The 24,394-nt window shown below is 67.3% G+C and carries 12 protein-coding genes and 1 pseudogene; 4 read left to right on the top strand and 9 right to left on the bottom strand.

Annotated features, from left to right (window positions below):
* Positions 1–42: 42 nt before the first annotated feature.
* The 5 genes from ACQ4W0_RS17640 to ACQ4W0_RS17620 all read right to left on the bottom strand — a co-directional run bounded on the left by ACQ4W0_RS17640 (position 43) and on the right by ACQ4W0_RS17620 (position 15,845).
* The gene (locus ACQ4W0_RS17640; RefSeq protein ID WP_436577910.1) at positions 43–744 is read right to left on the bottom strand and encodes a sigma-70 family RNA polymerase sigma factor; all 702 of its coding nucleotides are present in this window, start codon (positions 742–744) and stop codon (positions 43–45) included.
* Positions 741–13,400 carry a filamentous hemagglutinin family protein gene (locus ACQ4W0_RS17635; RefSeq protein WP_436577909.1) on the bottom strand — a complete coding sequence of 4,220 codons (12,660 nt, stop codon included), beginning with the start codon at positions 13,398–13,400 and terminating at the stop codon, positions 741–743. Before ACQ4W0_RS17635 ends, ACQ4W0_RS17640 begins: the two co-directional genes overlap by 4 nt.
* 143 nt (positions 13,401–13,543) lie before the next feature.
* Entirely contained in the window at positions 13,544–14,524 is a 981-nt protein-coding gene (locus tag ACQ4W0_RS17630) for a FecR family protein (RefSeq protein ID WP_436577908.1), read from the bottom strand.
* An 8-nt stretch (positions 14,525–14,532) separates the two neighbouring features.
* On the bottom strand, positions 14,533–15,108 hold the full coding sequence (locus ACQ4W0_RS17625) for an RNA polymerase sigma factor (protein WP_436577907.1): 576 nt from the start codon (positions 15,106–15,108) through the stop codon (positions 14,533–14,535).
* Entirely contained in the window at positions 15,105–15,845 is a 741-nt protein-coding gene (locus tag ACQ4W0_RS17620; RefSeq protein WP_436577906.1) for a hypothetical protein, read from the bottom strand. Before ACQ4W0_RS17620 ends, ACQ4W0_RS17625 begins: the two co-directional genes overlap by 4 nt.
* Before the next feature lie 209 nt (positions 15,846–16,054).
* Here ACQ4W0_RS17620 and ACQ4W0_RS17615 point away from each other — a divergent pair, with 209 nt between their 5' ends.
* Genes ACQ4W0_RS17615 through ACQ4W0_RS17605 form a run of 3 tightly spaced genes read left to right on the top strand, consistent with a single transcriptional unit; the run spans position 16,055 to position 18,911 of the window.
* The gene (locus ACQ4W0_RS17615; RefSeq protein WP_436577905.1) at positions 16,055–17,071 is read left to right on the top strand and encodes a M14 family zinc carboxypeptidase; all 1,017 of its coding nucleotides are present in this window, start codon (positions 16,055–16,057) and stop codon (positions 17,069–17,071) included.
* Positions 17,068–17,871, top strand: coding sequence for an alpha/beta fold hydrolase (locus ACQ4W0_RS17610; RefSeq protein ID WP_436577904.1), 804 nt, complete (start codon positions 17,068–17,070; stop codon positions 17,869–17,871). Before ACQ4W0_RS17615 ends, ACQ4W0_RS17610 begins: the two co-directional genes overlap by 4 nt.
* Positions 17,862–18,911, top strand: coding sequence for a serine hydrolase domain-containing protein (locus ACQ4W0_RS17605; protein WP_436577903.1), 1,050 nt, complete (start codon positions 17,862–17,864; stop codon positions 18,909–18,911). The genes ACQ4W0_RS17610 and ACQ4W0_RS17605 overlap by 10 nt, the downstream gene beginning before the upstream one ends.
* Before the next feature lie 3 nt (positions 18,912–18,914).
* On the opposite strand, the gene ACQ4W0_RS17600 is transcribed toward ACQ4W0_RS17605, so the two are convergent.
* Positions 18,915–20,045, bottom strand: a complete 1,131-nt coding sequence (locus tag ACQ4W0_RS17600) for a YbfB/YjiJ family MFS transporter (protein WP_436577902.1) — start codon at positions 20,043–20,045, stop codon at positions 18,915–18,917.
* Entirely contained in the window at positions 20,042–20,917 is an 876-nt protein-coding gene (locus tag ACQ4W0_RS17595; RefSeq protein ID WP_436577901.1) for a LysR family transcriptional regulator, read from the bottom strand. Before ACQ4W0_RS17595 ends, ACQ4W0_RS17600 begins: the two co-directional genes overlap by 4 nt.
* Positions 20,918–21,004: 87 nt before the next feature.
* Between ACQ4W0_RS17595 and ACQ4W0_RS17590 the strand changes: the two genes are divergently transcribed.
* Positions 21,005–22,066, top strand: coding sequence for an NAD(P)H-dependent flavin oxidoreductase (locus ACQ4W0_RS17590; RefSeq protein ID WP_436577900.1), 1,062 nt, complete (start codon positions 21,005–21,007; stop codon positions 22,064–22,066).
* Between the two features lie 22 nt (positions 22,067–22,088).
* On the opposite strand, the pseudogene ACQ4W0_RS17585 reads toward ACQ4W0_RS17590, so the two are convergent.
* Together ACQ4W0_RS17585 and ACQ4W0_RS17580 are read right to left on the bottom strand one after the other, a co-directional pair.
* Positions 22,089–23,171: pseudogene (locus ACQ4W0_RS17585) on the bottom strand (agmatine deiminase family protein).
* Positions 23,172–23,182: 11 nt separating this feature from the next.
* Entirely contained in the window at positions 23,183–24,349 is a 1,167-nt protein-coding gene (locus ACQ4W0_RS17580) for an agmatine deiminase family protein (RefSeq protein ID WP_436577899.1), read from the bottom strand.
* Positions 24,350–24,394 lie beyond the last annotated feature (45 nt).

The raw sequence follows: 24,394 nt of genomic DNA, 5'->3' as shown, positions 1-24,394 counted from the left end.
GGGCGCATGCAGGCCCGAAGTGCCAGTCTGGCGGCAGGAGATTTACGCGTCTGTACGCGAACGAACGTTCAGCCTCAGGCTGCGCCGGGTCGTGCCGACGCCGCCCAGCGCCGCATGGCCCGTGTGGCGCGCGCAGTGGTCGAGCGCCTGGCGCAAGGCCGTATCGACATTACGCAGCGACATGTCGTGCCGCTCGGCCACTTCCTGGCGGCTCAGCTCATCCACGCGCAGCGCTTCGAGCACTTGCTGGTGGCGCCGCGGCAACAGTTCGACGGCCTGCGCCAGCCGGCGCACATCGGCATGCAGTTCGGCCAAGCGTTCCGGCCCGGCCGCCGTATCGGCCAGGAAATTGACCAGGCCAGCCTCGCCATCGCCCTCGTCCGCATACAGCCAGGCGCGGTTGCGGCGCAGGCTGTCCATGGCCGCATTGCAGGCCACGCGAAACACATAGGCGACGGGGCTGTGCGCCAGCGCCGCCCCATCGCCCGCCGCCAGCGTGCCCAGGCGCAGCCAGGCGTCGTGCAGGCTGTCGCTGGCCAGCTCGGCGCAACCCAGGTGGTGCGTCAGGCGCCGGTGCAAGCCCCGGTAATTGCTTTCCAGCACCGCTTGCAGCTGGGCGCCCTGCCCCGGCAACGACGCTGGCGCCATGTCGTTGGCCGCCCGCAGACGGGGCCGGATGGCGGGCCCGTACCAGGCCATGCCGGCCGCGCGCAATGGCAAGGGTTCGGCCAAGCGGGCCATCATGGCGACAACCTGCTGCGCTCTTGCGCCGTCAGCTGGCGCGTGGCCGATTCCGGCAGCGGGCCCAGGCCCAGCACGCGCACGGCGCTGCGCGGGTTGTAGTCGGCCGCCTCGATGCGCGCGCCGTCCTGCGGCATCGCTTGCGCGCTGTCAGGCGGTGCGTCGCTGCCAAAGCCCAGCACGCGCACCGTAAACACGGATGGCTGCGCCGAACGGGTGGCGGCGCGTTCGCGCTGCACCACGTCCTGCGCCGCCGTCGTCGCCTGCGTGGCAGCCGCGCTGGCGTTCGTCATGGCGGCCACGTTGACGGATGCCACCGTCGGCATGCCCTTGGCTTCGCCCTTGACCTGGATATTCGCCGCGTTCATCACCTTCAGCGCGGCCAGGTTGACGTTGCCCGAGACGCGGATGCCCGCCTCGCCCGCGTCGATGGTGCCCAGCGGCGCCAGCAAGTCCACGTCGCCGGCCGGCACTTCGGCAATCGGCGCCAGGGTGGCGATGCCGGCGCCCGTGCTCGGCACGTCGGACGACAGGGTCACGTTGCCCCAGTTGTCATACACGCGCTTGGGCGGCGTATAGACGATGGTCGACTTCGAACCGCGCCCCGCGTTGATGTCGCCTTGCGACGACCAGCCCAGGATATCGCCGCCAAACGTGGTCATGACGCGGCTCTGGCCCAGCAGGATGCTGCCATGCGAGAACAGGTCGATATTGCCGCCGCCCTTGGTGATGACGCCTGAAGTCGACGGCGGCGCCTCGCCTTCGATGCCGAACACCTGCTTGCCGCCCGGCGTCAGCAGCTGGATGTCGCCGCCGAAGTTGGTGTGCACGTAGCCGCTGCGGGGAACGATGCGGTCATAGTATCCCGAGCCCGTGTTGTAGAGAGCAAGCGTGCCGCGGTACATGATGATGTCGCCCGCATAGGAAATCGCCTTGCCGCCGGCGTCGGTGACCGGCGCCAGGCTCGCGATGGCGTTGCGGCTGCGCAAAAAGCTGCCATAACGCGAGCTGTCCCAGTCGTTGTACTCGCGCCCGCCCGCCTTCAGTTCCGCGAAATACACATCGCGGGCAAACACGCGCTGCTGCGGCTCGGGCAAGGCCAGATAAAAGGCCAGCGCTTCCGCGGCCGTGCCCTTGAAGCCGTAGCGTTCAGTCAACCAGCCAGCCAGCTCGCCCTCATACGATTTCACCACCTTGCCGGACTGGTCGGCCAGCGGCACGCCCGTCTTTGCCACGTTCGCGGGGTCCAGATAGGGCTTGACGAAGCGCACGTAGTCGAGGCCGGCCGCGCCCACGCCCGCCTGCATGGCAATGCTGGCGCCCGGACGCTTGTCACCCTGCACAATGGGGCCGAGACTGACGACGCTGCCCTTGTCCTGCATCAATATGTTGCGTCCGGCGCTGATATCGAGCGTGCCGGGACCGGCCACGTTGAAGGAACTGCTGAGGATATCGCGTCCGGCCGATACCAGCGACACGTCGTAGGCGTTGTTATGCACGAACAGATTGCTGCTGTTGTCGAACATCATGTCGCTCTCGCTGCCTCTGACGCCTTCCAGCAGCGCCGTGCCGCTGCTGACGATGTCGCGCCCCGCCTTCATCCAGACCGGTTGCGCACCCTCATACCAGGTGATACCCGCATGCTTGGCGTCGTAGAACTGAACGATGCGCCCGACGTTGACGCCGAGCAGGTCGCCCTTGACGGCATAGATGCGGGCCGCCTGCGTGCCGCTGTTGCCGGGACCGGCGGCCGAATCGGGACCGAAGGCGAACAGCGGGTATACATCTGCCCTCGCCGGCACCCCCGAACTGGACAGATTACTGGCCAGGGGACCGGTCGACCACGAGCTGGGGGTGCGCGCGATATAGGCTGGCTTGAACGGCGTCGCCATGCTGTCCGCCGCCGCGCCGGACTGTCCGATGGTAAAGCCGCCTGCATAGATGGAGTCGCCGGCCAGCCATTGCAGTTGGGCATACGGCGAAGGCGCCAGCAGCAGAGGTGCGGCATAGCTGTCGGCGCCATTGCGGTCCACGATCGTCTTGCCGTAGTACAGGCTGCCATGCGCGGCAGCAACGCGCACAATGGAGGGGTAAATGGTGGCGAAGTCGGTCTCCGTGCCGATCGGCCCCGTCAACGGCGTCAGATTGCCGCCGGCGGAGAACAGGTCGAGCGCCGTGTGCGGCGTCCACAGGCTGAACCAGCTGTAGCCGATGCCCAGTTCGCCAGATGGCGCAAGCGCCGAGGTCGGGTTGACCATCAGTACGCGGCCCGGATCGGCCACATCTTGCAGCACCTGGTCGCCCAGGGTCGCCACGCTGAACGTGGCGTCGCCCGGCACCAGAGTCATGCCACCCTGCGGCGTGGCACGCGTGGCCGTGAAGGCATCGTAGGCGCGTGTTTCTTTGGGCGCGTGATCGGTACTTTGTGTGCCATATTGCAGCTTCAGGCTGCCCAGCTGTGCGGCCGACGTTTCCGCGTGGCCGCGCAAGTCGACCAGGGCGCCATTCATGTGGCCAGCATTCGGCATGCCTGCCGGGTTGATGGCGCCGCCCACGCGCAGGTCCAGGTCGCCGCCGCCCGTCAGCAGCATGCTGCCATCGGCATTCACGCGGCCCGTACTGCCCACGGCCAGCAGCAAGCCCTGCGAACGGGTATTGATATTGCCGTCATAACTGCTGCCCTGCGCGAGCGCCAGCGCGCCGGCGTCACCTGCCACGTCGGCGCGCAGATTGCCGCCACCCAGGGTACCGAAACCCGTAAAACCCAGGACGTCGTCGGCCAGGGTGCTGCGGCCCACATAGGTGCCGAAATTGACCCACCAGGCCACCGGCTGTGCCAGGCCGCCGATGGCGAGACCACCGCTGCCCTGGCGCCACAGCCAGTTGCCCACGGCCGTGCTGTCGTAGCCCGCGTCCGCAGTGACGGGGCGCAAATTGATCGCGGCACTGCGGCCCAATAGCGAACCGCTCAGGTCACCGTCGACCTTCAGCAGCAGATTGCCGCCCTGGTCGGGGTACCAGGCGCGGTAGATGCTGCCGGCGCCGCCATCGACCAGGTGTTCATGCTCGCCGTCAGGATTGTTCAATACCTTGCCGTCGGCATTGCGCGCCCGTGCCTGGTTGAACGGGTCGCCTGGCAACGTCGCCGTGGACGACATGCCGGCCGTGTACACGCCATACAGGCTGTCCATGCGCAAGTCCCCGCCGCTCACCAGGTCCAAATCGCCCGTGCCCGTGCGCAGCACGCTGTAACGCAAGCTGGACGCCTTGTAGTCAAACGTGGGGCTGGAGGTGCCGCACCAGGCGGGATATTCCTCGCAAATGGTCAGCCACTTCATCGCCACCGGGTCGAGCACGTCACCCGCCTTCACGCTGGGGTCGGCGAACTCTTCCGCGCCGGCCTTGGTCCACACATACGCTACCTTCAACACGCACATGGTCGGGTCGGCGGCGCAGAAATCCACGATATTGGTGCTGAACTGGCTGAGGAATTCGTCGGTGATAATTTCACCGGCCACGATGCCTTCGATACCCAGGTCCGCAGCAGCCTGGCTCCAGTACTGCACGCCCTTCGGCGGCACCAGGATACCGTACATGCCGTAATGGCTGTCGGCCAGGCGCAAGGTGCCATGGTCGGGATGCGCCTGCACGCTGCGCGTGTCGACTGCATCGAGGTCGGCGCCCGCCACCAGGCGCATGCCCCACGCTTGCGAGCCTTCGGCCAGCATGGGCGCGATGGCCCACAGCTTGCCCTGGCTGCCCGCCACGTCCGGGCGCAGCTCGATAGCCTCCACATTGGCCATCAGCTTGACGTCGGTGCCGGACGGGATCAATGAGCCCACGGCCAGCGCCAGGTTGCCGTTGAGCATGAAGCTGGAACGTTCGCCTGCCACGCCAGGCAGCGGCACGCCCTTGGGCCAGGTCATGGCGCTCACTTTCACCGTTTGCTTGAGCACGCTGCCTGCGTCGAGGCGCATGCCGGCGTCCAAGGTTTGCGCCGTGGCCAGCAGGCTGCCGGCCGCATGAACGATATTGCCGGCGCTGTCGCGCACGGCTGCCGCCAGCACCGTGCCGGCCGGCAAGGTCACGGCCTGGTCCAGGGTCACGGCCGCGGGCAGGCGCGTATTCGCGTCCAGATTAAAGCCCTTGAGGGGTAAATCGTAATTGAGCGCGATGCCGCCCGGGAACAGCGTGCCGTCGGCCACGGTCACGCCCTGGCCCGGCACGATGACGTCGCTGCCATTGATGTCGCGGCCCGGCAGCAATACCCAGCCTTTGTCATCCTTGGTGGCGGGCGGCGGCGCGAAGCCGTCATTGATGCTGCCGTAAATGCTCAAGTCGCCGCCGGCGCGCAGCAGCAAGCTGCCCACCTCGCCCGAACCGCGCACGCCCGTCTGCTGGAAGCGCGGATTCAGGCTGGCGTAGCGCATGCCCGACAGGTCCAGGTCGCCCTGCACCACCAGGTCGCCGTCCGGCGTCTTGCTGACGATATCGACGCCGGGACGCAAATGCAGCGCATCGGCATACGCGGCCGTGGTCAAGCCCGCCAGTTTGCCGTTACGCAAGTTCGTGTTGGCCAGCGCCGCATCGATGAAGGCCGTGCTGTCCGCATGCTTGCTGTCAAGATAGGCCTGGTTGATCACCTGGTACGGGCGGCCGCTGGCCGACAGGTCTTGCACGGGCTGACCATTGGCGCCCGGTGCCAATTCGTAGGCCGCATCGTCGTAGCGCTGCATGGCGTTGACGGCGATGGATTTCGCGCCGCGGATGGTCAGGCCGCCGCCGGCATGGACGCCGATGTCGCCAAAGGTGGCCGCGTCGGCATCGGTGCGGGAACCGCCGCTGCCCAGGCGCGGTGCGCTCAGCTCCACCGTGCCGCGCGCCGCGCCGTCATATTCTCCCTTGCCCTTGCCGGCCACGGCTGCCGTGCCATGGCGCACGTCGATCTGCGCGCTGCCGGCCAGGTCCAATGTGCCCTCGCCCGAGTTCAGTTCCACCATGGCCCGGTTAGGGCTGTCGATGATCTTGCCATAGCTGTCGACGCGCAAGACGGTGCCATGCGCGTCGAGCACGGCGTTGCCGGCCAAGGTCAGCCCATGCTTGCCGGCCAAGCGGATGCTGCCCACGCGCTCACCGCTGGCGTCGATCACGCCAGCCACGGTCAGGCGGCCGTTGTCGACGGATACCTGCACTTCACCCGCCTTGAGCTCATTGCCAATGGTCAAGTCGCCCTGTTTCAGCTGGAAGCTGCGCCCGCCCGTCACGCCGCCATCACTCAGGCGCGTGTTCAGCGCGGCGAACTGGCTGTCCAGCGTGCCGCCGGCGCCCAGGGTTTGCGCGCGCACGTCCACGCTGCCCTTCTTGTATGGCACCACGGTGCCGCCCGCGTCGTAGCTGCCGCTGGCGCCACCCACAATCTTGCCTTGCAAATCCACCATGCCGGCCGCGCCATCGAGGGCCACGGCCTTCAGGCTGCCGGCGCGGTTGTTCTCGGCCGACAGGTCGATCACGCTGCCTGCAGCCTGGCGGATATCGCCGGCGCGGCTGTCCAGGGTCACGTCACCGCCCCAGCTGTATTTATCCACGTCGAAGAAGGTGCTCTTGCGGCCCGCCATGTCGATGCGCGCGCCGTCGGCCACGCTGATGTCGTGCTGCGCACTGATGGTGAGCTTGCCGCTCGGCAACACCACGGCCGTCGCCAGGCTGACACTGTCGCCATGCAAGGTCAGCTGGGCGCCCAGCCCATCATTGTTTTTGACGGGAGCCACTGGCGCCGCGCCGGCCGGCGCCGTTACCTTCAGCGCACCGCCCGCCGTATAGCTGTGCGCGGAACCTGCGTCGCCCGTCAGCAGCGGCGTGCTGATGTTCAGCTTGCCGCCGCTGACCTGGTAACCCTTGCCTGCCTCGTAGGCGCCCTGCGTCTGGTAGACGGACAGGCTGCCCTTGTGGTTGGCCGAGACCTGGCCCGACGCTTTCAGGTTGACGGTGCCAAAACCCAGCGCCAGGCGGTCGAACGAGCCGACACCGGCCGGCTGCGTGAAGGGGCCGAAGCCGAAATCGATGCGTTCCGCTTCCAGGTTCAGGGTGCCGCTGCCCGTGCCGGCGCCGTGCGCGATCACATTGCCGGCTGGCGACAGCGCGCCGCCCCAGATCAGGTTGGCCGTGCGGATGGTGGCCACGGTATCGGCGCCGCCCTGGCCATACATGGCCGGCGTGGTCAGCACCAGGCGGTCCAGGGTGGACTTGCCGCTGCTCTTGTCGTAGGTGTCGAGCATCACGTCGCCATAGAAATTGACGCTGTCCGCCGCGCTCAGCATCAGCGCCTGCAGCGCCGGCGCGCCCGTGCTGGTATCGCCGCGCAGCAGGCGCTCCAGTACGCCCTGGTTCATGGCCAGGCCGCTGGAACGCGTGCCGCTGGCCTGGGCCGCCGCCAGCGCCTCGCTGCTACCCATGTTGATGGCGCCCACGGACAGGCTCAAGTTGCGCGTGCCGTAGCGCGCCGTGTCGTCCAGTTCAAACCTGCCATTGGTCGACAGCAGCAAGGTGCCTTCCGAGTACAGGCTCGCTGTACTGGTGCCGGCGCAAGCGTCGTCGCACACGCCGATGCGGATGCCGCCACGCGCCGAACCGCCGACCGGCGCCGCATTGAGCAAGCCGTTCGACGCGGCCAGCACGTGCATGTCCGCGCGGGTCTTGTAGATGAAGCCGTCGTTGGCGTCATACGCGGCCTTGCCGCGTCCCAGGGTGCTGATACCCGCGCCAGGCGCGATATCGATCAAGCCATCGCCCTGCATATAATTGCCCGGGTCCTGGGCCACCAGGAATACCTCGGGCGCCGACAGGACGGCTCCCGCGCGCAGGTAGATGGCACGCGCGGAGTTGACGCCGAAGTTCACGTAATTGCCGCCCTGGCCGTATGCCACCGTCGGTATGTTGCCCACCACAATGCGGGCCGCTCCGATATTGTTCAAGCTGGAGGCACGCACGCTGACCAGCCCGGCGCCGCTGGTGGCCGGCGCGCCATCGGCGAGAATTTCAATCTCGCCAGTGGAGACATTGCTCGATCCCAGCATCACGGTGCCGCCATAGCCGCCTTCGGCTGCGGCGAACTTGCCGGTGCCCCGGAACTGGAATGTGTCCAGACCGCCATCTTGCGCCAGGGTCAGCTTGAGCGTCTTGGCATCGGACGGCAGCATGGCACGGGGAATGCCGCGCGTCTGCGCATCGACCAGGGCAAACGCGGCATAGCCCGTTTCGTTGTATTGGGAATACGTGCGCAAGACCTTGGCCGGCGTGAGTATCAGCTGGCTGGCCAGCGGCGCGCGGATATCGGTGCCGGCAATCGACAGGGTGCCGGGTGCGGCCCACGAACCGTTGCGCAGCTGCTGCGCCAGGGCGGCGCTTCCCCCCTGGCCCGCCTGGACGTTCAATTCGACGCGGAAGGCGCCCGGCAGCAAGGCATACGTCGAGGGCATCAGGGTGTAGGTGCCAGCGGGCAGGCCCGGCACGCCATTGCCTATGGTCACCTGCCGGCCCACGGCCGCATCGGCAGCACCTTTTTCGCCACCCGCAGGCGCCTGCGGCGTTTGCACGCCCGGCACGATGGCGTATACGGGGTTGGTCGCCAGGCCAGGCAAGACGAAACCGCCGTTCGCATTCACTTGTGCCAGAGGATGGTAGCGCGCGTCGGTGGAGCCGCCGCGGCCCGCGATAAAGCCGGCGCCCGTCAGTTCGCCGCCGCCGGACAGGTCGAGCAGCGCGCCAGGCTGTACGTCCACGGCCACGCCAGCCATTTCCACACCGACGCGTAGCAGGCCGCCCTGCCCACTGAAGCCGCCCACGCCCAGGAGGGCGGCCGGCTTGCCATCCACATTCCAGGCCTGTCCATCGACGGTGCCGCCATACGGCATGACCAGGCCGGCGCCGCTGACGGAGGTGATGCTACCAGGCAATAGATTCACGCTCAGGCTCTTGTCATTGTTATAGCGGGCCGCGCCGATCGCCAGGCGGCCCAGCGGTGCGCGCACCACGCCGCCCTGCTCGATATGCGCAGCCTCCAGTTCCAGCGAACCGAAGGCGGAATACGGCATGGCCGGCACGCTGTCTGTCGTCCGGGCGATGCGCAGGCTGCGCGCAGGGTCGTAGCCGAACTTTCCCTCGACCAAGCCGGAGCCAACGCGCACGGCGGCGCCGGCGCCCGTTTCCGGATACAGCTGGGCCGCACTGAGGGTCATGTCGCCCGGCGAGGACAACACCGTCGTCGCTTGATTGCCATCCCAGCCCAGCGGGGACAGCAGGAAGCGCAGGTCGCCGCGACTGCTCAGACGCACATCGTTGGCCGCAATGTCGACCAGGCCGCGCACATCGATCAGGTCGCCCTCGATACGGATCTGGCTGGCGACCGGCGATTCTCCCGCACTGCCCGGCCTGACATAAAAATCACGCCCGACGGGCTTGATCGTGGCCAGGCGCACATACGGCGCCGCGATGCTGACCTTCGCGCCAGGCTTGCTGCCAGGCGACAGCATGGGCGCACCGTACAGCTGGAAGCTCTGTTGCATCGTCAGCGACACGTCGCCATCGAAGCTTGCCGCGCCAAGCAGGGCCAGGTTGCCGAAACCGCCCGCGTCTACCTGCTCCACCGAAAAACGGCCGTGGCCATACTGCAGCACCTGCGCCGCGTCCTGCGCACTGACGCCATCGGGCAGGTCGCTGGCGACCTGGTGCTGCGTCAACTTCAACTGGCGCCCCTGCAGCACCCTGGCCTGCGCCAGCTCCTTGCGGTATTCGGGTGAACCCGTAGCCACGGACAGGGTGCCGCCCGCCGCGCCCGCGCCACCCGCCCTGGCCAGCAACTGGCCATCGAGGTACAAGCCATTGTTCGACGCCAGCGCAATGCTGCCGCCCGCGCTGGCCACATCGACCGCCGCGCCATTCACACCGTTCACACCGTTCACATCGAGCACGGCGTGCGCGCCGGAAGCGTCAAGCACGGCACCGTCGCGCACGACGACAAACAAGCTGGCCGCCGAGGTACTGCCCTGCGCATGGTTGATTTCGCCGCCGACGACGATGCTGCCGCCGTCGATCACCTTGCCGTAGCGCCGGCCCTGCACATCGGTGGCCGTCACGGCGCGCGACGCCACGTCCAGCACGGCATTCTCGCCTATCCACAGGGAACGGCCATGGCCGGCCGCTTCCACCGCTTCGGAAACGTTCACGTCGACGCCCACGCCGCCCAGGCTGATCTTGCCGCCCCAGGCGTTCAAGCGCCCGTCCACCGTCAACTGCCCCACGCTGGACAGCTTGATGGCCTGGCCCGCATCGACATTCACCACGGCACCCTTGCCAACCAGCAGTCCGGCGCTGGCCATGTCGGCCGCGCCGGATTGGATATCGCCCACCTGCAATGCCAGGCTGGCGCCCTTGCGCTGCGTTAAAGTACCCTTCAATGCGTTTTCCGTGTACTGCTCCGGCGTCCACAGGGCCAGGCTGTCATTGTCGAGCACGCGCAGCACGGGCATGCGCACGTCCACCTGCGTGCCGTCCGCTACAGTCAAGCCCTGCTTGCCGACCAGGCTATAGCTGGAAAAACCCTTATCAAAGAAGCCACCGTCCAGCTGCAAGATGCCTGCCTCGGGCTTGTCAAGCTGGCCAATCACGATCTTGTTCGCCTGCAATTCCAGCTTGCCGCCGCCTTGCACGCCATGGCCGCGCACTTGCGCGCCCTCGCCCAGCACCAGGTCGGCCTTAGGCCCATAGCTGGCCAAGGTCACGTTGCCGCCCTTGCCGCCCTGCTGTTTCGCCTGCGCCAGGATGGCCGCGCCCGAGCTGACGTCGATCAGGCTGCCGCTGCCGATGCGCACGTCGCCATACGCCCGCAACGATACCGTGCCGCCGTTCAGGTACGGCAGGCCGGCAGCGGCCAGCGGGTCGCGCAGCACATTGGCCAGCAAACCGCTGGTGTCCAGGCTCACGCCATCGGCCAGCACCAGCTTGCCCACGGGCGCGCCCGGATTGACGAAGGTATCGACCAGGCCCAGCGCACCGATCTGGTTCAGCACATTACCGGCCATGATGCTGCCGCCACGGCTGCGCAGGCTGGCGTTGATGGCCACGTCCTTGCCGAACACGGTGATATTGCCGCCGTCGGCCACCTGCAGTGCGCTGTCGACGGTGATCGCGCCTTTCGCAGCGATGCGGATGGCCCCCAGTTGCTGCTCATTGAGCAAGTTGGTATCGAGCAGCAGCTTGCCCTGGCGCTCCGGCTCCAGCGCGCTTGTCACGTCGAGGCCGGCGGCGATGCCGTCCTGCAAGCGCGTCAGGCGCACCTCGTCCATGACGGCCGACAGCGCATGCTGCAGCACGCCCGTGCGCTTGTCGAACATCGGCTGATACTGGCCAACGATCAATTGCCCCCGCTGCGCGGCCGCCAGCTGCGACTGCTGGTAGCCATCGAGCAGCGCCTGCGGCGCCTGCGCCTGGCGCTCGCCCTGGAAGACGTCACCCGCGATGCCCCCTTCCAGTACGGCCGACCCCGTGGCGATCACCAGCTTGCCCGCGTCGCGGCCCACCGTGTAGCCGTTTTCCAGGCGCTGTTGCGCGGCGATCAAGGGATTGGCGTAGAAGGCGCTGGCCTCCTTGCCCCAGCGCGCGTGTTCTTCCTCGTAACCCTTGTACACGCCCGCATACTGCAGGTCGGCGGGCGCGCTGCCCGCTTCATACAGCTTGCCGTCCGCGCCTTTCAGCCAGGTCTGGCGCAGCGCGCCCGTCTGCACGTCCAGCGTGCCGCCAGACAGGTTGATGCGGGAGCCGGCTTGCGTGACGACATCCTTGCCGCCGAAGCTCACCGTGCCGCCCTGCGCCATCCATTCGCTGACGGAATGGCCCTGCGTGCCCAGGTAGCCGGCCACCTCCAGCAAGCCGCCCGCCGTGTACCAGCGGTCGCTGTCGTAGCCGTTCGTGCCCTTCGGGACCAGCACCAGCTTGCGGCGATCGACCCAGATATTGTTATTGATCAAGGCCTTGCCGTCGCGGTTGACGGGTGCATCGCGCTGCTCGTTGCCCTGCACATTGATCTCGACATTGTTGGCCGCCATGGCAACCTTGACACCCACGGCGCCGGAGACGTCGAGCTGCGCCCCATCGCGCACGAGGCTGCGGCTGGCGGCGTTGACGGCGATCTGGCCGCCCGTGGCAAGAGTCAGCGAGTCGCCGAGGAATTCCACCGTGCCGGTGCTGCCGATCTCGATGCGCGACTGATCGCGGCGGTCGTTCACGGCGAGAATATTTTCCGTGGACGTCGCGGCCGGGCCGCGCATGGCGTCGCGCTGGCTGTCGAGCGCCGTGGTCTTGCCGTCGTCCTCGACCAGGATGGCCGTGGTGGCGCCGCGTCCCAGGGTAACGGCAGCGTCGCTGCCCAGGGCATTCAGGTGGATGGTGCCGCGCGTGGCCGTGGTGGTGGACGCGAGCAGCACGCCGTCCTGCTGCACCGTGCGCCCGGCCAGGGTGATGTCGCCTTCGCGCGCCTGTATCAGGCCCGTGTTGACGACCTTGCCCGACGTGCTGCCGGCCGCGAACTGCGGCGTGACTTCGCTGCCACGCGTGGTCGACAGCGGGTTGCCATCCGTGCCCACGCCCTTTTTAATGTTGAAACTGTCGCCCGCGGCCAGCAAGGCCTGCCCCTTGGGCGTGCCGATCTCGCCCCCATTGTGGACTTCCTTGCCTAGCAGCATCACATAACCGCCGCCTTCCGTGCTGCCCTTGGGCGCATTGCTGGCGATGCGCGCGCCCGCCTGCACCTGCACCTTGCCGGCCGCATCGGTCAACGTCGTAGCGCCTGCCGTGCCGGGGCTGTAGATGCCGTCCTTCTGGAATTGCGCGTCGCTGATGCGGGCCGCAGCAGCCACCAGGCTGCGCGTATCGACCTGGCTCGTGCCGGTAAACACAATGCCGTTGCGGTTGACGAGCAGCACCGTTCCATCGGCCTTGATCTGGCCCTGGATCTGGCTGGGACGCGATTGCGGGTCGTTGACGCGGTTCAATACGGCCCAATCCTTCTGCTGTTGGAAGGTCAGGGTCGTGTCCTTGCCCACGTTAAACGTTTCCCAGTTCAGGATGGCCTTGTCCGCCGTCTGCTGCACCACCACGGCCGTCTTTCCCGCCGCCACCGTCTGCACGGGCGCCTGGGCATTGAGCCAGCCGGCCGTCAGGCTGTTGGTGTCGACCTGCAAGCCACCCTGCGCAAGGCCATTTGGCACGCTGGGGTCGCCAGCGGCATTCTGGCGCGCCTGCGCCTGCGCCGCTTGCTGCGCGGCAATGGCGCGCGCGGTCAGGTTCAGGTTGTTGATCGAGCGCTGTAACTGTTGATTTGCCTGCTGTTGCTGGCCCTCGGGGCGGCTGCCCAACGGCAGCGGCTGGCCATTCGGCAGGCGGCCCGAACTGGCCGCCGTATTTTGCGCCGCGCCCTTGGCCGCGAACCAGCCGCCGCTGAACGCCTGCTGCGCGCGCGCCGGCGTGGTAAAGGCGCCCGCCATCAGCATGGTGGTCAGTGCGTAAGCGAGCGGCGTGAGCCGCAAGCGGCTGCCCAGCGTGGAGGACCGCTGCGCGCCCGTGTCTACGTGTGGGACTGGGCGCTGGGCAGTGTGAAGCTTGGTCATGGCAATGGTTTCCTGGCTAGAGAGTAGGGAACGGAGCCTGGCGGTGGCGCAGGCGTCCATGCCTCCATGACGTAGCTCGATGGCGGAAGGGATAATGTTTTTTGAAAAATATTTTTGACCGGCCCCCGCGCAGAAACCCGGAATCAGCTCAGCAAGACGATGCCACCTGGCAAGCTGGTCATTTGCGCCCCATACAGGTCGCGTATCATCGCCAGCGCGCCATCGGTTTGCCCGATGGAAAAGCGCATGCGCACCAGGCGGCGGCCCAGTTCGGGATTGCGCAGCAGCACCCGGCCCGGACGGTAGCGGTTGATTTCATCGACAACCTGGGCCAGCGGCTTGCCGACAAACGACAGCGCGCCCGTGCGCCAGGTGCTCGCCTCCTCCGGCGCGGCCGTGGCCGCCTGCACGCCCCGGTCGTCGTACACCAGTTGCTGCCCCGCATCGAGGGTCTGGCGATGCTGTTGCCAAACCACTTCCACGGCACCGGCCAGGCAGGTGACGCAGACGGCATCGTCCGTGTGGCGCACATTGAAGCGGGCCGACTGCGCCAGCAAGCGCCCCGCTCCCGCCACCACCGTGACGGGCTGGCGCGCCCCGCTGGCGAGGATTTCCGCCTCGCCGCCCAGCAGTTCGATAGCTTCCGGCGCCCGCACATTGATGCGCGTCTGCGTATTCATCTGCACCGACATCTGTTGCGACAGGGCCACTTGCCGCTGCTCGCCCGTGCCCGTGCGGTAGTCGGCGCTCAACTCTTGCAGCGAAGGCCAGGCCCCCAGCGGTGGGCGCAAGGCCAGCACGGCCACGCCTGCCGCCAGCGCACCGCCCAGGAAAGCGCGCCGCCCGGGCCTGAGGGGAAACGCCAGCACGTTCGCCCGCGGTGGTGCACCGGCGGCGGCATGGGTCAAGGCAGGGGCTAGCGCCTGCCACACTTGTTTGAGTTCGCGCCAGGCGCGCGCATGGTCGGGGCTGCGCGCGCACCAAGCGCGCAAGGCGTCGGCGTCGGCCTGCGTAAAATCGTCGGAACGCAGCCGCGCCCACCAGGCAGCGGCTTGCTGGCCGATGGCGGCGTCGCCGTCGGCATGATCTAGAGGGTCGCGTGGATCGCGGTCAGGAGCAGTCATGAGATTCATCAATATTTACGGCGGCCCGACACATCGCTGCGCTGGGCGGCCTCGGCGTCGGCCATGCACGTTTTACAGTGTTGCATGGCGGCCTGCAATTCTTTCTTCACCATCGCCACGGAAATGCCGAAACGCTCGGCAATCTCCGCGTTGAGCATGCCATCGATGCGCGCCGCCGTCAGGATGGCCCGGCGGCGCTGCGACAGGCCGGCCAGCGCCACGTCGAGCGCCTGCACATCGAGACGCGCCGAAACGATGCGCGCGGGGTCGCCGATGTCGTCGCCGGCCTCGTCGGCCATGTGCATCAGTTCTTCGCGTTCGCGCTCGGTGACGATGATGCGGTCGCGGCGGTAGGCATCGGTGGCGATATTGGCCGCCATGCGCAGCAGATAGGCGTCGGGGTTGTGGACGGGTGCGGCGGCGGGGCCAGGCGCCACCATCGCTTCGAGGCGCAGCCAGGTTTCCTGCAGCGCATCGGCCGCATTGTGCTTGCAGCCGACCACGCGTTCGAGGCGCCAGCGCAGCACGGCGTAGCGCGAACTGAGGTGGCGTTTGAGCTTGGTGCGCAGGTCCGGCATGCTCATGGCGCGGGCCTTGCCGTTGTCCTGGGGGCGCAATCGACTTCGCTGCCCGGCCCTTGCGGCAGCAGCAGGATGGAGACGGGCTGCGGCATCGAAGGCAGCGGCGGCGCGCCCACGCGCATGCCCAGCACCACGCGCGCGATGGCCGTGTCGCGCGCGCGCAAGCCCGTGCTGTCGAGCAGGTGCACGCGGTCCACCACGCCGGCGCGGTTCAGATACAGCTGTAGCGCCAGGCGGTAGCCGCCGGGACGCGTCTGCGCCGCGCGGCACAGCAGCCCCAGCAGCACATGCTGCAGCCGGCTCACATAGGCCGCATGGTCGCCGCCACCCTGCAGGGCGCCGGGGATGTCGGCAGCGGCCACGACGGCGGCCTGCGGCAAGTCCGCAGCAGTTGCTACGGCACCCGCCGGGGCGTACACGATGACGGCTTGCGCGTCGGACAGGCGCGATTGCAGGCCCGTGCCCTCCAGCAAGGCTTGCAGGGCCACGCCCGCTGCATACGCGCCGCGCACGGCGGCCGACTGGCGCTGCGCGTAGCGCTGGTCCATCAGCACGGCGATGCCCGTGCGGCGGCTGTAAAGGTCAAGCGCATCGCCGAGGTTTTGCGCGGCAATATCGAACTGCAGCACGGGGCCTTCTGCCGGTTGCGCCCGCACGGGCCCCACCGCGGTCAGGAAGCCCAGCAGCACCAGGTATCCCGCCAGCGCAAGCACATGGACGGATGCCGGGCTGCCTGTCATATCGCTATCGTGTCGCTATCGTGTGAGGGTGGAACCGCGTTGAAACGGGGTATTGCCAAGTAATAATTCTTGCGTCAACTACAATAGCCTACACAGAAAAAATGACAGCTTCGTGACATGCTTGCCATGCATATATTTCGCCATGCGGGACGTCCGGTGCGGCAGTTATTTCGGCTACACTGGCTGTCACTTTCCCTTTCACACGCCTGATGATCGAAAAGAATCTGCCCGAGCTGGTCATGCTGAAGCGCCTCATTGACGAGGGCGGCAACCACCTGGAAGTGGCCGCGCCCTGCAGCATCGCCATGGATGGGCGCGAATTTCCCGTGTACACGATTGCGCTGGGCAACCCCGGCCCCGACGTGCCCGTGTTGGGCTTTTTTGGCGGCATCCACGGCCTCGAACGCATCGGCACGCAAGTGCTGCTGTCCTTCCTAGAAAGCCTGATCGCGCGCCTGCGCTGGGACGCCACCCTGCATCAGCAGCTGGAAAACATGCGCCTCGTATTCATGCCGCTGGTCAATCCGGGCGGCATGTGGCAAGCCACGCGCTGCAATCCGCGTGGCGTGGACCTGATGCGCAATGCACCGCTGAGCGCGCGCGAAAAAGTGCCGTTCATGCTGGGCGGACAACGCTACAGTGCCCGCCTGCCCTGGTACCGGGGCGCGGCGGATGGCCCAATGGAGCTGGAAAGCCAGGCCGTGTGCGACCTCGTCGAGCGCGAACTGCTGTCGCGCCAGTTCAGCATCGCCCTCGATTGCCATTCCGGTTTCGGCTTGCGCGACCGCATCTGGTTTCCCCATGCGCATACCAAGGTGCCGATAGAGCACCTGGCCGAGATCGGCGCGCTGGAAGAACTGTTCAGCCAGAGCTACCCCAACCACAACTATGTGTTCGAGCCGCAAAGCCGGCAATACCGCACGCATGGCGACCTGTGGGACTATCTGTACCTGAACGGCACCAGTTACAGCGGGCGCGTGTTCCTGCCGCTGACCCTGGAAATGGGCTCGTGGCTGTGGGTCAAGAAAAACCCGCGCCAGCTGTTCAACCGGGTCAGCATCTTCAACCCCACGGCCGCGCACCGCTTGCAGCGCGTGCTGCGGCGGCACCTGGTGTGGTTCGATTTCCTCATGCGCGCCGCCAGCAGCCACGGCCGCTGGATGCCGGAAGGCTTGCTGCGCAAGGCGCAGCGCCGACGCGCCCTGGCGCAATGGTATGAGTCATGAAACCACACACCTGGATTTTATTGCGCGGCCTGATGCGCGAACAGCGCCACTGGGGCGAGTTTCCCGCCATCCTCGCGCGCGCCTTGCCCGGCGCCAGCATCGTCACGCCCGACTTGCCCGGCAATGGCAGGCGCCATGCGCAGGACAGCGCCACCCGCGTGGCAGACATGGTGGAAGCCTGCCGCCAGGAAATGCTGGCGCGCGGCATCGCTGCCCCGTACCATTTGCTGGCCCTGTCGCTGGGCGGCATGGTGGCCGTGGAATGGGCTAGCCGCTACCCGCAGGAAATTGCCCGCTGCGTGCTGCTTAATACCAGCATGCGGCCATTCAATCCGTTTTACCGGCGCCTGCGCTGGCAAAACTACGGCGCCCTGCTGCGCCAGCTGCTGCTGGGCGACAAAAGTAGCCAGGAAGCGCTGATATTGCGCCTGACCAGCCGCAGGAATGCACATGGCAACCCCACGCTGCTGGCCGACTGGTGTGCATATCAACAACAATATCCCGTCAGCCGCCGCAACGCGCTGCGCCAGCTGCTGTCGGCCGCCCGCTACCGCGCTCCCGCCAGCCGCCCCGCCATGCCCGTGCTGGTGATGGCCGGCGCGCAAGATCAATTAGTCGACCACCGCTGCTCGCAGCAACTGGCGCGCGCCTGGCAGGCGGACTGCCTGATCCACCGCGACGCGGGCCACGACTTGCCGCTGGACGAGGGGGAATGGGTGGCGCAATCGGTGGCGCGCTGGCTGGGGGCAGAAGTTACAGACCGTGACAGGACAGACACAGCACAATCATCATGCAAATAAGCAACCATACAAACCATCTGACAGCGCTGGTAGAGGCCGGCGTACAGGAACACATTTTTCCAGGCGCGACCTGGGCCGTGGGCAGCGTCCACCACAGCGTGGAGGGCGCTGCCGGGCGGCTCACGCCCGAGCCCGCCAGTGCCGCGATGCGAGTCGACACCTTGTTCGACATCGCTTCGCTGACCAAGATCATCAGCGTCTGGTCTCTGACGGGCTGGCTGGTGCACCGCCAGCGCCTGCGCCTGGACAGCCGCCTGGCCGACGTGCTGCCCGGCACCCAAGGTTATGCGCTGGCACCGGTCACCATTTTCCAGCTGCTCACCCATACGGCCGGCTTGCCGCTACGCGCCCGCCTGCGCGCCAGCTATGGCGAGGTGTACGACGATATCGTGCGCGGCGTGCTGCGCGAGCCGCTGGAAGGCACGCCAGGCCAGGCCGTGGAATACACGGACCGCGCGGCCCTGATCCTCGGCCTGGTCATTGAACGGTTGCTGGGCCTGCCCCTGGACCAGGCCCTGGCCGAGCATGTCCTGCGGCCGCTGGGCATGGCCGCCACGGGCTTTGGCCCGCTGGCAGCTGCGCATGGCAAGCAGGTCGCGCCCACCGAGTATTGCGAGCAGGCGGGCGCACACCTTTCCGGCGTGACGCATGATTTCTCGACCCGGCTGCTGGGCGGCGTGTGCGGCATTTCCGGGCTGTTTTCAAACGTGTCCGACCTGCAGCGCTTCCTGCGGGCGATGCTGGCGCCATCAACAGCGCAGCATGGTGAGGTGCTCAATGCCGACTGGGTACGGGAATCGCTGACGGTGCAGACGGGCGCCCTGACCCCATCGCGCGGCCTGTTCTGGCACCCGGCGGCAGGCACAGTGCCGGAAGACGACGTCTGGTGCCATCTGGGCTTCACCGGCACCGCCCTGTGGCTCAGCCCCCGGCGCGGCCGCTATGCGGTGCTGCTGACGAACAAGCTGTACTACACGCGCGATTTCGCCAGGATCAACGCGCTGCGGGGCGACTTCATGCGCTGCGCATTCGATCTCTGAGTTTTACAGCCGCAAGCTCACAACGATAGCCAGCAGCAGCGCGCCGGCTGCCGCCAATAGTGCGCTGTTGAAACTGTGCGACTGCGCATACAGGCTGCCCGCCAGCACGGGACCGATGATCTGGCCCACGCCATACACCACCGTCATGATGGCCATCATGTTGGCGCCCGCTTTGCCGGCGGCCCGTTGCGCGGCCGGCATGGCGATGGTCACCGTGCCGACAAACGTGCCGCCGACGAGGACGGCGCTGAGCAAATAGCCGGCGGCCGAAGGCGCCAGCACGGGCAGCGCCACGCCCAGCGCTTGCAGCAGCAAGTTCAGCCTCAGCGCCCGGCGCGTGCCCAGGCGCTCGTGCAGCCGGTGCCACAGGAAACACGACGGCGCCGCGCCCAAGCCGAATACAGCCCACACATGGGCGGAATTGAGCTCCGGCAAAGCCGCGCCCACCAGCACGGGCAGATACGTGGCCGTGACGATGTAACCGAGCCCAGCGAGCCCATAGATCAGCACCAGCGGCCAGGGCGCCACCGGTGCCAAGGTCGATGCGGTGGCTTGCGGCGGCGTATCCAGGGTCGCCTGGCCACTGGCGGCAATGGCGGGCGCAGCCGCCAGCCCCACCAGCACGGTGACGCCGGCCAGCAGCAGCCACATGCCGGCGCTGTGCCAGCCCAGCCGGGCCGCCAGCACCAGCAATTCAGCCGACACGGCAATGCCTGCGCCCACGCCCGCATACAGCAACGGCGCGCCGCGCGCATGCCGGCGCTGTTCCAGCAGCCACAGCGAGGCAGCCACCATGGCCAGGGCGCTGAAGACGCCCGCCACGCCGCGCACCGTCACGATGAGCCAGACGGGCATGGTCAAGGCCAGCACGCCCAGGCACAGCGCCGTACCGGCCACCGACCACAGGCACAGCCGGTGCGCGCTGTGGGCTCGCGCGCGCATGGCCAGGATGGCGCCCAGCAAGTAACCGGCATAGTTGGCCGAGGCGGCCAGGCTGCCGTCGCGCAAGGTCAGTATATTTTCCCCCAGCATATGCGGGTAGATGGCCGTGAAGGCGAAGCGGCCGAAGCCCATGCCGATGGCGAGGATGGCCGCCGCGGCGATGGCCGCGCGCAGCCTGCCGGCCGCGCTCATGGCGCCACCTCGCCCAGCTGCGCCTGAAAATGTTGAAAGGCGGGCACGTCGAATCCCGCGCGCCACACCAGCAAGGTGTCGGCTTGCCCTGCGGACAGCGTTGTCAAGGTGGCCGGCGCATCGGACAGCGCCAGCACGCTGGCCGGCAGCAAGGTCACGCAGGCGCCGGCCGCCACGCAGGCGATCATGGTGTGATATGAACTCAGCTCCTGCACCCGCCATTGCGTGCTGCCGGCCACGCCCAGCAAATCTTCGGCGATGCCGCGGTAGGTGCAGCCCTGCGGGAAGGCCGCGAGCGAGCGCGTGCGCACATCCACGGCGCGCCGCGCCTGCGCTTCGCTGGCAGGCAGCAGCAAACACAGTTCCTCGCGCCACACGGCTGTCGATGCCAGGCCCAGCTCCGCCAATGCGGTGGCGCCGCCGAACGATGGCGGCAAGGCAACAAAAGCACAGTCGAGCAAGCCCGTGCGCACTTGCTCGATCAGGGGCCGCGAGGGCCCCGTGCTCAGCGCCAGGCGCGTCGCCGGATAGCGGGCGTGATACGCGGCCAGCAGCGCCGGCAGGCGGCTGGCCGCCGTGCTTTCCATGCTGCCGACGCGCAAAGTGCCACCTTCGCGCCCGCCCGTGACGACATGTCTGGCCTCTTCCGCCAGCGCCAGCAGGCGCTGCGCATACTCGAGAAAGCGCTCGCCGGCCGCCGTCAGGGCCATGCGCTTGTTCGTGCGCACGAACAGTTCGGCGCCGATATCGGCTTCCAGCTGCTGGATGCGCGTGGTGACGCTGGACGGCGCGCGGCCCAGCCTGGCTGCGGCCTGAGTGACGCTCAGCTCACTGGCCACGGAGCAAAAAATCGTCAATGACTGCATATCCATAATGTTCTCTATTTTGAAATGATTATGCTATTATATTCTTAAAATAAGAATATAGCGTAGCATCCTCAACTTGATGAAGGAAACATCATGACCCCGTCCCAGCGCTTCCTCGACCGCCTCGGCTTGCGGTTCCCCATCATTCAGGCGCCGATGGCGGGCGTCTCCACGCCACGCCTGGCCGCCGCCGTCTCGAATGCGGGCGGCCTGGGCTCGCTGGGCATCGGCGCCGGCACGGTGGCGCAGGCGCGCCAGGTGATCGAAGACACGCGCGCGCTGACGGCCGGCCCCTTCAATATCAATGTGTTCTGCCATGCCCCTGCGGCAAGGGATGCGCGGCGCGAGGCCGCCTGGCTGGCCCATCTGGCGCCCCTGTTTGCGGAGCTGGGCACGGCCGTGCCAGTGGAACTCGACGAGATCTACCGGACGTTCATCGGCGATGAGGCGGCATTCTCCCTGTTGCTGGAACAGCGTCCCGCCGTCGTCAGCTTTCATTTCGGCTTGCCGTCGGCGCAGCAAATCGCCGCCCTGCGCCAGGCCGGCATCTACACGATGGCCACGGCCACCAATCTGCACGAGGCGGGCCTGATCGAACAGGCAGGGATCGACGCCATCGTGGCGCAAGGCGTGGAAGCGGGCGGGCATCGCGGCGTCTTCGATCCGCAAGCGCCGGACGAGCGCCACAGCACTAGCGTCCTGCTGCGCTTGCTGGCAGGCCGCACCGCCCTGCCCCTCATCGCCGCCGGCGGCATCATGGATGGCCCAGGCATCCGCGCCGCGCTGGACCTGGGCGCCGTGGCTGCGCAGTTGGGCACGGCGTTCGTGCTATGCCCGGAATCGTCGGCAAATGCGGGCTACCGCGCCAACCTGAAAAGCGAACGGGCGGCGGCCACGCGCCTGACCAGCGTGCTCTCGGGCCGCCTGGCGCGCGGCATGGTGAACCGCCTGATCGAACATGGCGAAGCGCCAGGCAGCCCGCCACCGGCCGACTATCCCGTCGCCTACGATGCCGCCAAACAATTGAACGCGGTGGCTAGCCAGCACGGCGACAGCGAATTCGCCGCGCAATGGGCCGGCCAGGGCGCACCGCTGGCGCGGGAAATGGGGGCGGCGCAGCTGGTGGCCACGCTGGCGAAGGAAATGGCGGCTTGAACCGTTCGCTGGACAGGCACGCTCACGCCGGCTGCTGCTGCGTGGTGCAGTGGATGCCGCCACCACCGGCCGCGATGGCGTCGATGTTCAGCTGCACGATGTCGCGCCCGGGGAAGTGTTCGCGCAAGATGGCTTTCGTATTGCGGTCGGCTGTCGCGTCGCCAAATTCGGGGCACAGCACGGCGCCGTTGCAGACATAAAAATTGATGTAGCCGGCGGCGAAATCCTTGTTTTCATATTGCGGGCGCACATGGCCTGGGCCGGGCAGGACCACCACCTGCAGCGGACGGCCGCGGGCGTCGGTGGCCTTGCGCAGGATGTCGAGGTGGCGCTGGGTGACGGCGCGCTCCGGCGAGGATGGGTCGCTTTCAAAGCCTGCCGCGACGACGCCGGGGGCGCAGAAGCGGGCATAAAAGTCCGTGTGGCCATCGGTGATGTCTTGCCCCGAGATACCGGGCAGCCAGATGACTTTGTCGATGCCCAGCAGCCGGTGCAGTTCCTGCTCGCACTGTGCCTTGCCGACGCCGGGATTGCGGTTGGCGTTCAGCACGCAACTTTCCGTGATGATGGCCGTGCCCTGGCCATCGACTTCGATGCCGCCCCCTTCCAGCACCAGGCTGCTTTCCAGCACGGCAACGCCGGCGCGCCCGGCAACAAAGCCAGCCACCAGCGCATCGTCGTCTTAGTCCTGCTTTTCGCCCCAACCATTGAAATTGAAATTCACGCCCGCCAGCGCGCCGCCCGCCTTCCTGACGAAGACGGGTCCCGTGTCGCGCATCCACAAGTCGTCGATGGGCTGCACCAGCAGCTTGACCTTGTTGCCGCACAGGCGCGCGGCCACATCGTAGTCTTCCTCGTTGACCAGCATGTGCACGGGTTCGACGCTGGCGATCGCTTGCGCGATGCGCGCCAGGTTCGCCTGCGCGCCCGCCTTGAGGCGCTTGCCCCACACCTCGTCATTCGCGCCAAAGGCCATCCACGTGGCGGCGTGGCGCTCGCCTTCGTCCGGCATGCGCCAGCCCGCGCCTGCCGCCAGGGCGGGCAAGCCCACGGCGGCGCCGGCCGCCAGGCCCAGGGCGCCCGAGAGGAAATGTCGTCGTTGCATGCTGCTCTCCCTTATGCAATTTCCTGTTGCGTGGTGCAATGGATGCCGCCGCCTCCGGCCGCGATGGGGTCGATATTGATCTGGATCACGGCGCGCCCCGGATACAGCTGCGCATACTGCGCCCTGGCGCTGGCGTCCGCTTGCGCATCGCCGAATTCGGGAATGAAAATGGCGCTGCTGGTGGCATAGTAATTGATGTAGCCGGCGGCGAAGGTGTTCGGGTTGTTTCCAGGCCGAATTTTCTCAGGCCCATCGATAACGACGATCTGCAGCGGCTGATTATCGGCATCGGTGGCGCCGCGCAAGATCTCCAGGTGGCGGCGGGTCAGCGCGTAGTCGTACGATTCCGGGTCCATCTCGCGGTGTGCCGCCACCACGCCGGGGCGCACGAAGCGGGCATAGAAATCCGTGTGGGCATCCGTGATGTCCTTGTCCTTGATGCCAGGCAGCCAGATCACCTTGCGGATGCCCAGCAGGCGGCGCAGTTCCGCTTCGCAGTCGGCCTTGCTCCAGCCCCGGTTACGATTGCTGTTCAGCACGCAGCTTTCCGTGATGATGGCCGTGCCCTTGCCATCGACTTCCAGCGCGCCCCCTTCCAGCACCAGGCGCGTGGCCAGCAGCGGCACCTGCGCCTGGGCGGCGACCACGTCGGCCACCAGGCCATCCCTGCCGGACTGCTGCCTGTTGCCCCATCCATTGAAATTGAATTTCACGCCGGCCCGTTCGCCGCTTGGCTTGCGCACGAAGACAGGGCCCGTGTCGCGCATCCACAAGTCGTCCAGTTCGGCGGAAATCAGGGTGACGCGTGCATCGAGCAATTGCCGCGCGCTGGCCAGTTCAAACGGGCGCACCAGCATGTTGACGGGTTCGTAAGCGGCGATGGCGTTGGCGATGCGCACCAGTGCCAGCTGCACCTGCGGCACTTGCGCCCGCGTCCAGACGGCGCTAGAGGCGCCGTACGCCATCCACGTCGCCTTGTGCGCTTCAGCCTCGTCGGGCATGCGCCAGCCTTCGGCAGGGTTGACGCCGCCATTCGCGCCGCCACTGTTGACGGGTGGCATTGGCGTAATAGCGCCAGTTTCCGGCGCACTGCCGCCACAGGCGGCCAGCATGCCGTCCATGGCCAGCGCGCTGCCGCCCACCATGCAATGGCGCAAGAAATATCGACGTGTGTTCATGATTCATCCTTTGAAGTGAGCCAGCACCGCGCACTGTGGCGGACC

Source organism: Janthinobacterium breve (genome assembly GCF_051380895.1).
Classification (GTDB): domain Bacteria; phylum Pseudomonadota; class Gammaproteobacteria; order Burkholderiales; family Burkholderiaceae_D; genus Janthinobacterium.
The sequence above is the reverse complement of the archived record's forward strand: the minus strand, read 5'-3'. Positions and strand labels throughout refer to the sequence as shown.

Bases quoted from the DNA above. Each gene is read 5' to 3' on its own strand.
- ACQ4W0_RS17580 (WP_436577899.1), bottom strand. From the start codon at position 24,349: ATGAACACACGTCGATATTTCTTGCGCCATTGCATGGTGGGCGGCAGC.
- ACQ4W0_RS17615 (WP_436577905.1), top strand. From the start codon at position 16,055: ATGATCGAAAAGAATCTGCCCGAGCTGGTCATGCTGAAGCGCCTCATT.
- ACQ4W0_RS17635 (WP_436577909.1), bottom strand. From the start codon at position 13,400: ATGACCAAGCTTCACACTGCCCAGCGCCCAGTCCCACACGTAGACACG.
- ACQ4W0_RS17595 (WP_436577901.1), bottom strand. From the start codon at position 20,917: ATGGATATGCAGTCATTGACGATTTTTTGCTCCGTGGCCAGTGAGCTG.
- ACQ4W0_RS17600 (WP_436577902.1), bottom strand. From the start codon at position 20,045: ATGAGCGCGGCCGGCAGGCTGCGCGCGGCCATCGCCGCGGCGGCCATC.
- ACQ4W0_RS17625 (WP_436577907.1), bottom strand. From the start codon at position 15,108: ATGAGCATGCCGGACCTGCGCACCAAGCTCAAACGCCACCTCAGTTCG.
- ACQ4W0_RS17605 (WP_436577903.1), top strand. From the start codon at position 17,862: ATGCAAATAAGCAACCATACAAACCATCTGACAGCGCTGGTAGAGGCC.
- ACQ4W0_RS17620 (WP_436577906.1), bottom strand. From the start codon at position 15,845: ATGACAGGCAGCCCGGCATCCGTCCATGTGCTTGCGCTGGCGGGATAC.
- ACQ4W0_RS17640 (WP_436577910.1), bottom strand. From the start codon at position 744: ATGATGGCCCGCTTGGCCGAACCCTTGCCATTGCGCGCGGCCGGCATG.
- ACQ4W0_RS17630 (WP_436577908.1), bottom strand. From the start codon at position 14,524: ATGACTGCTCCTGACCGCGATCCACGCGACCCTCTAGATCATGCCGAC.
- ACQ4W0_RS17590 (WP_436577900.1), top strand. From the start codon at position 21,005: ATGACCCCGTCCCAGCGCTTCCTCGACCGCCTCGGCTTGCGGTTCCCC.
- ACQ4W0_RS17610 (WP_436577904.1), top strand. From the start codon at position 17,068: ATGAAACCACACACCTGGATTTTATTGCGCGGCCTGATGCGCGAACAG.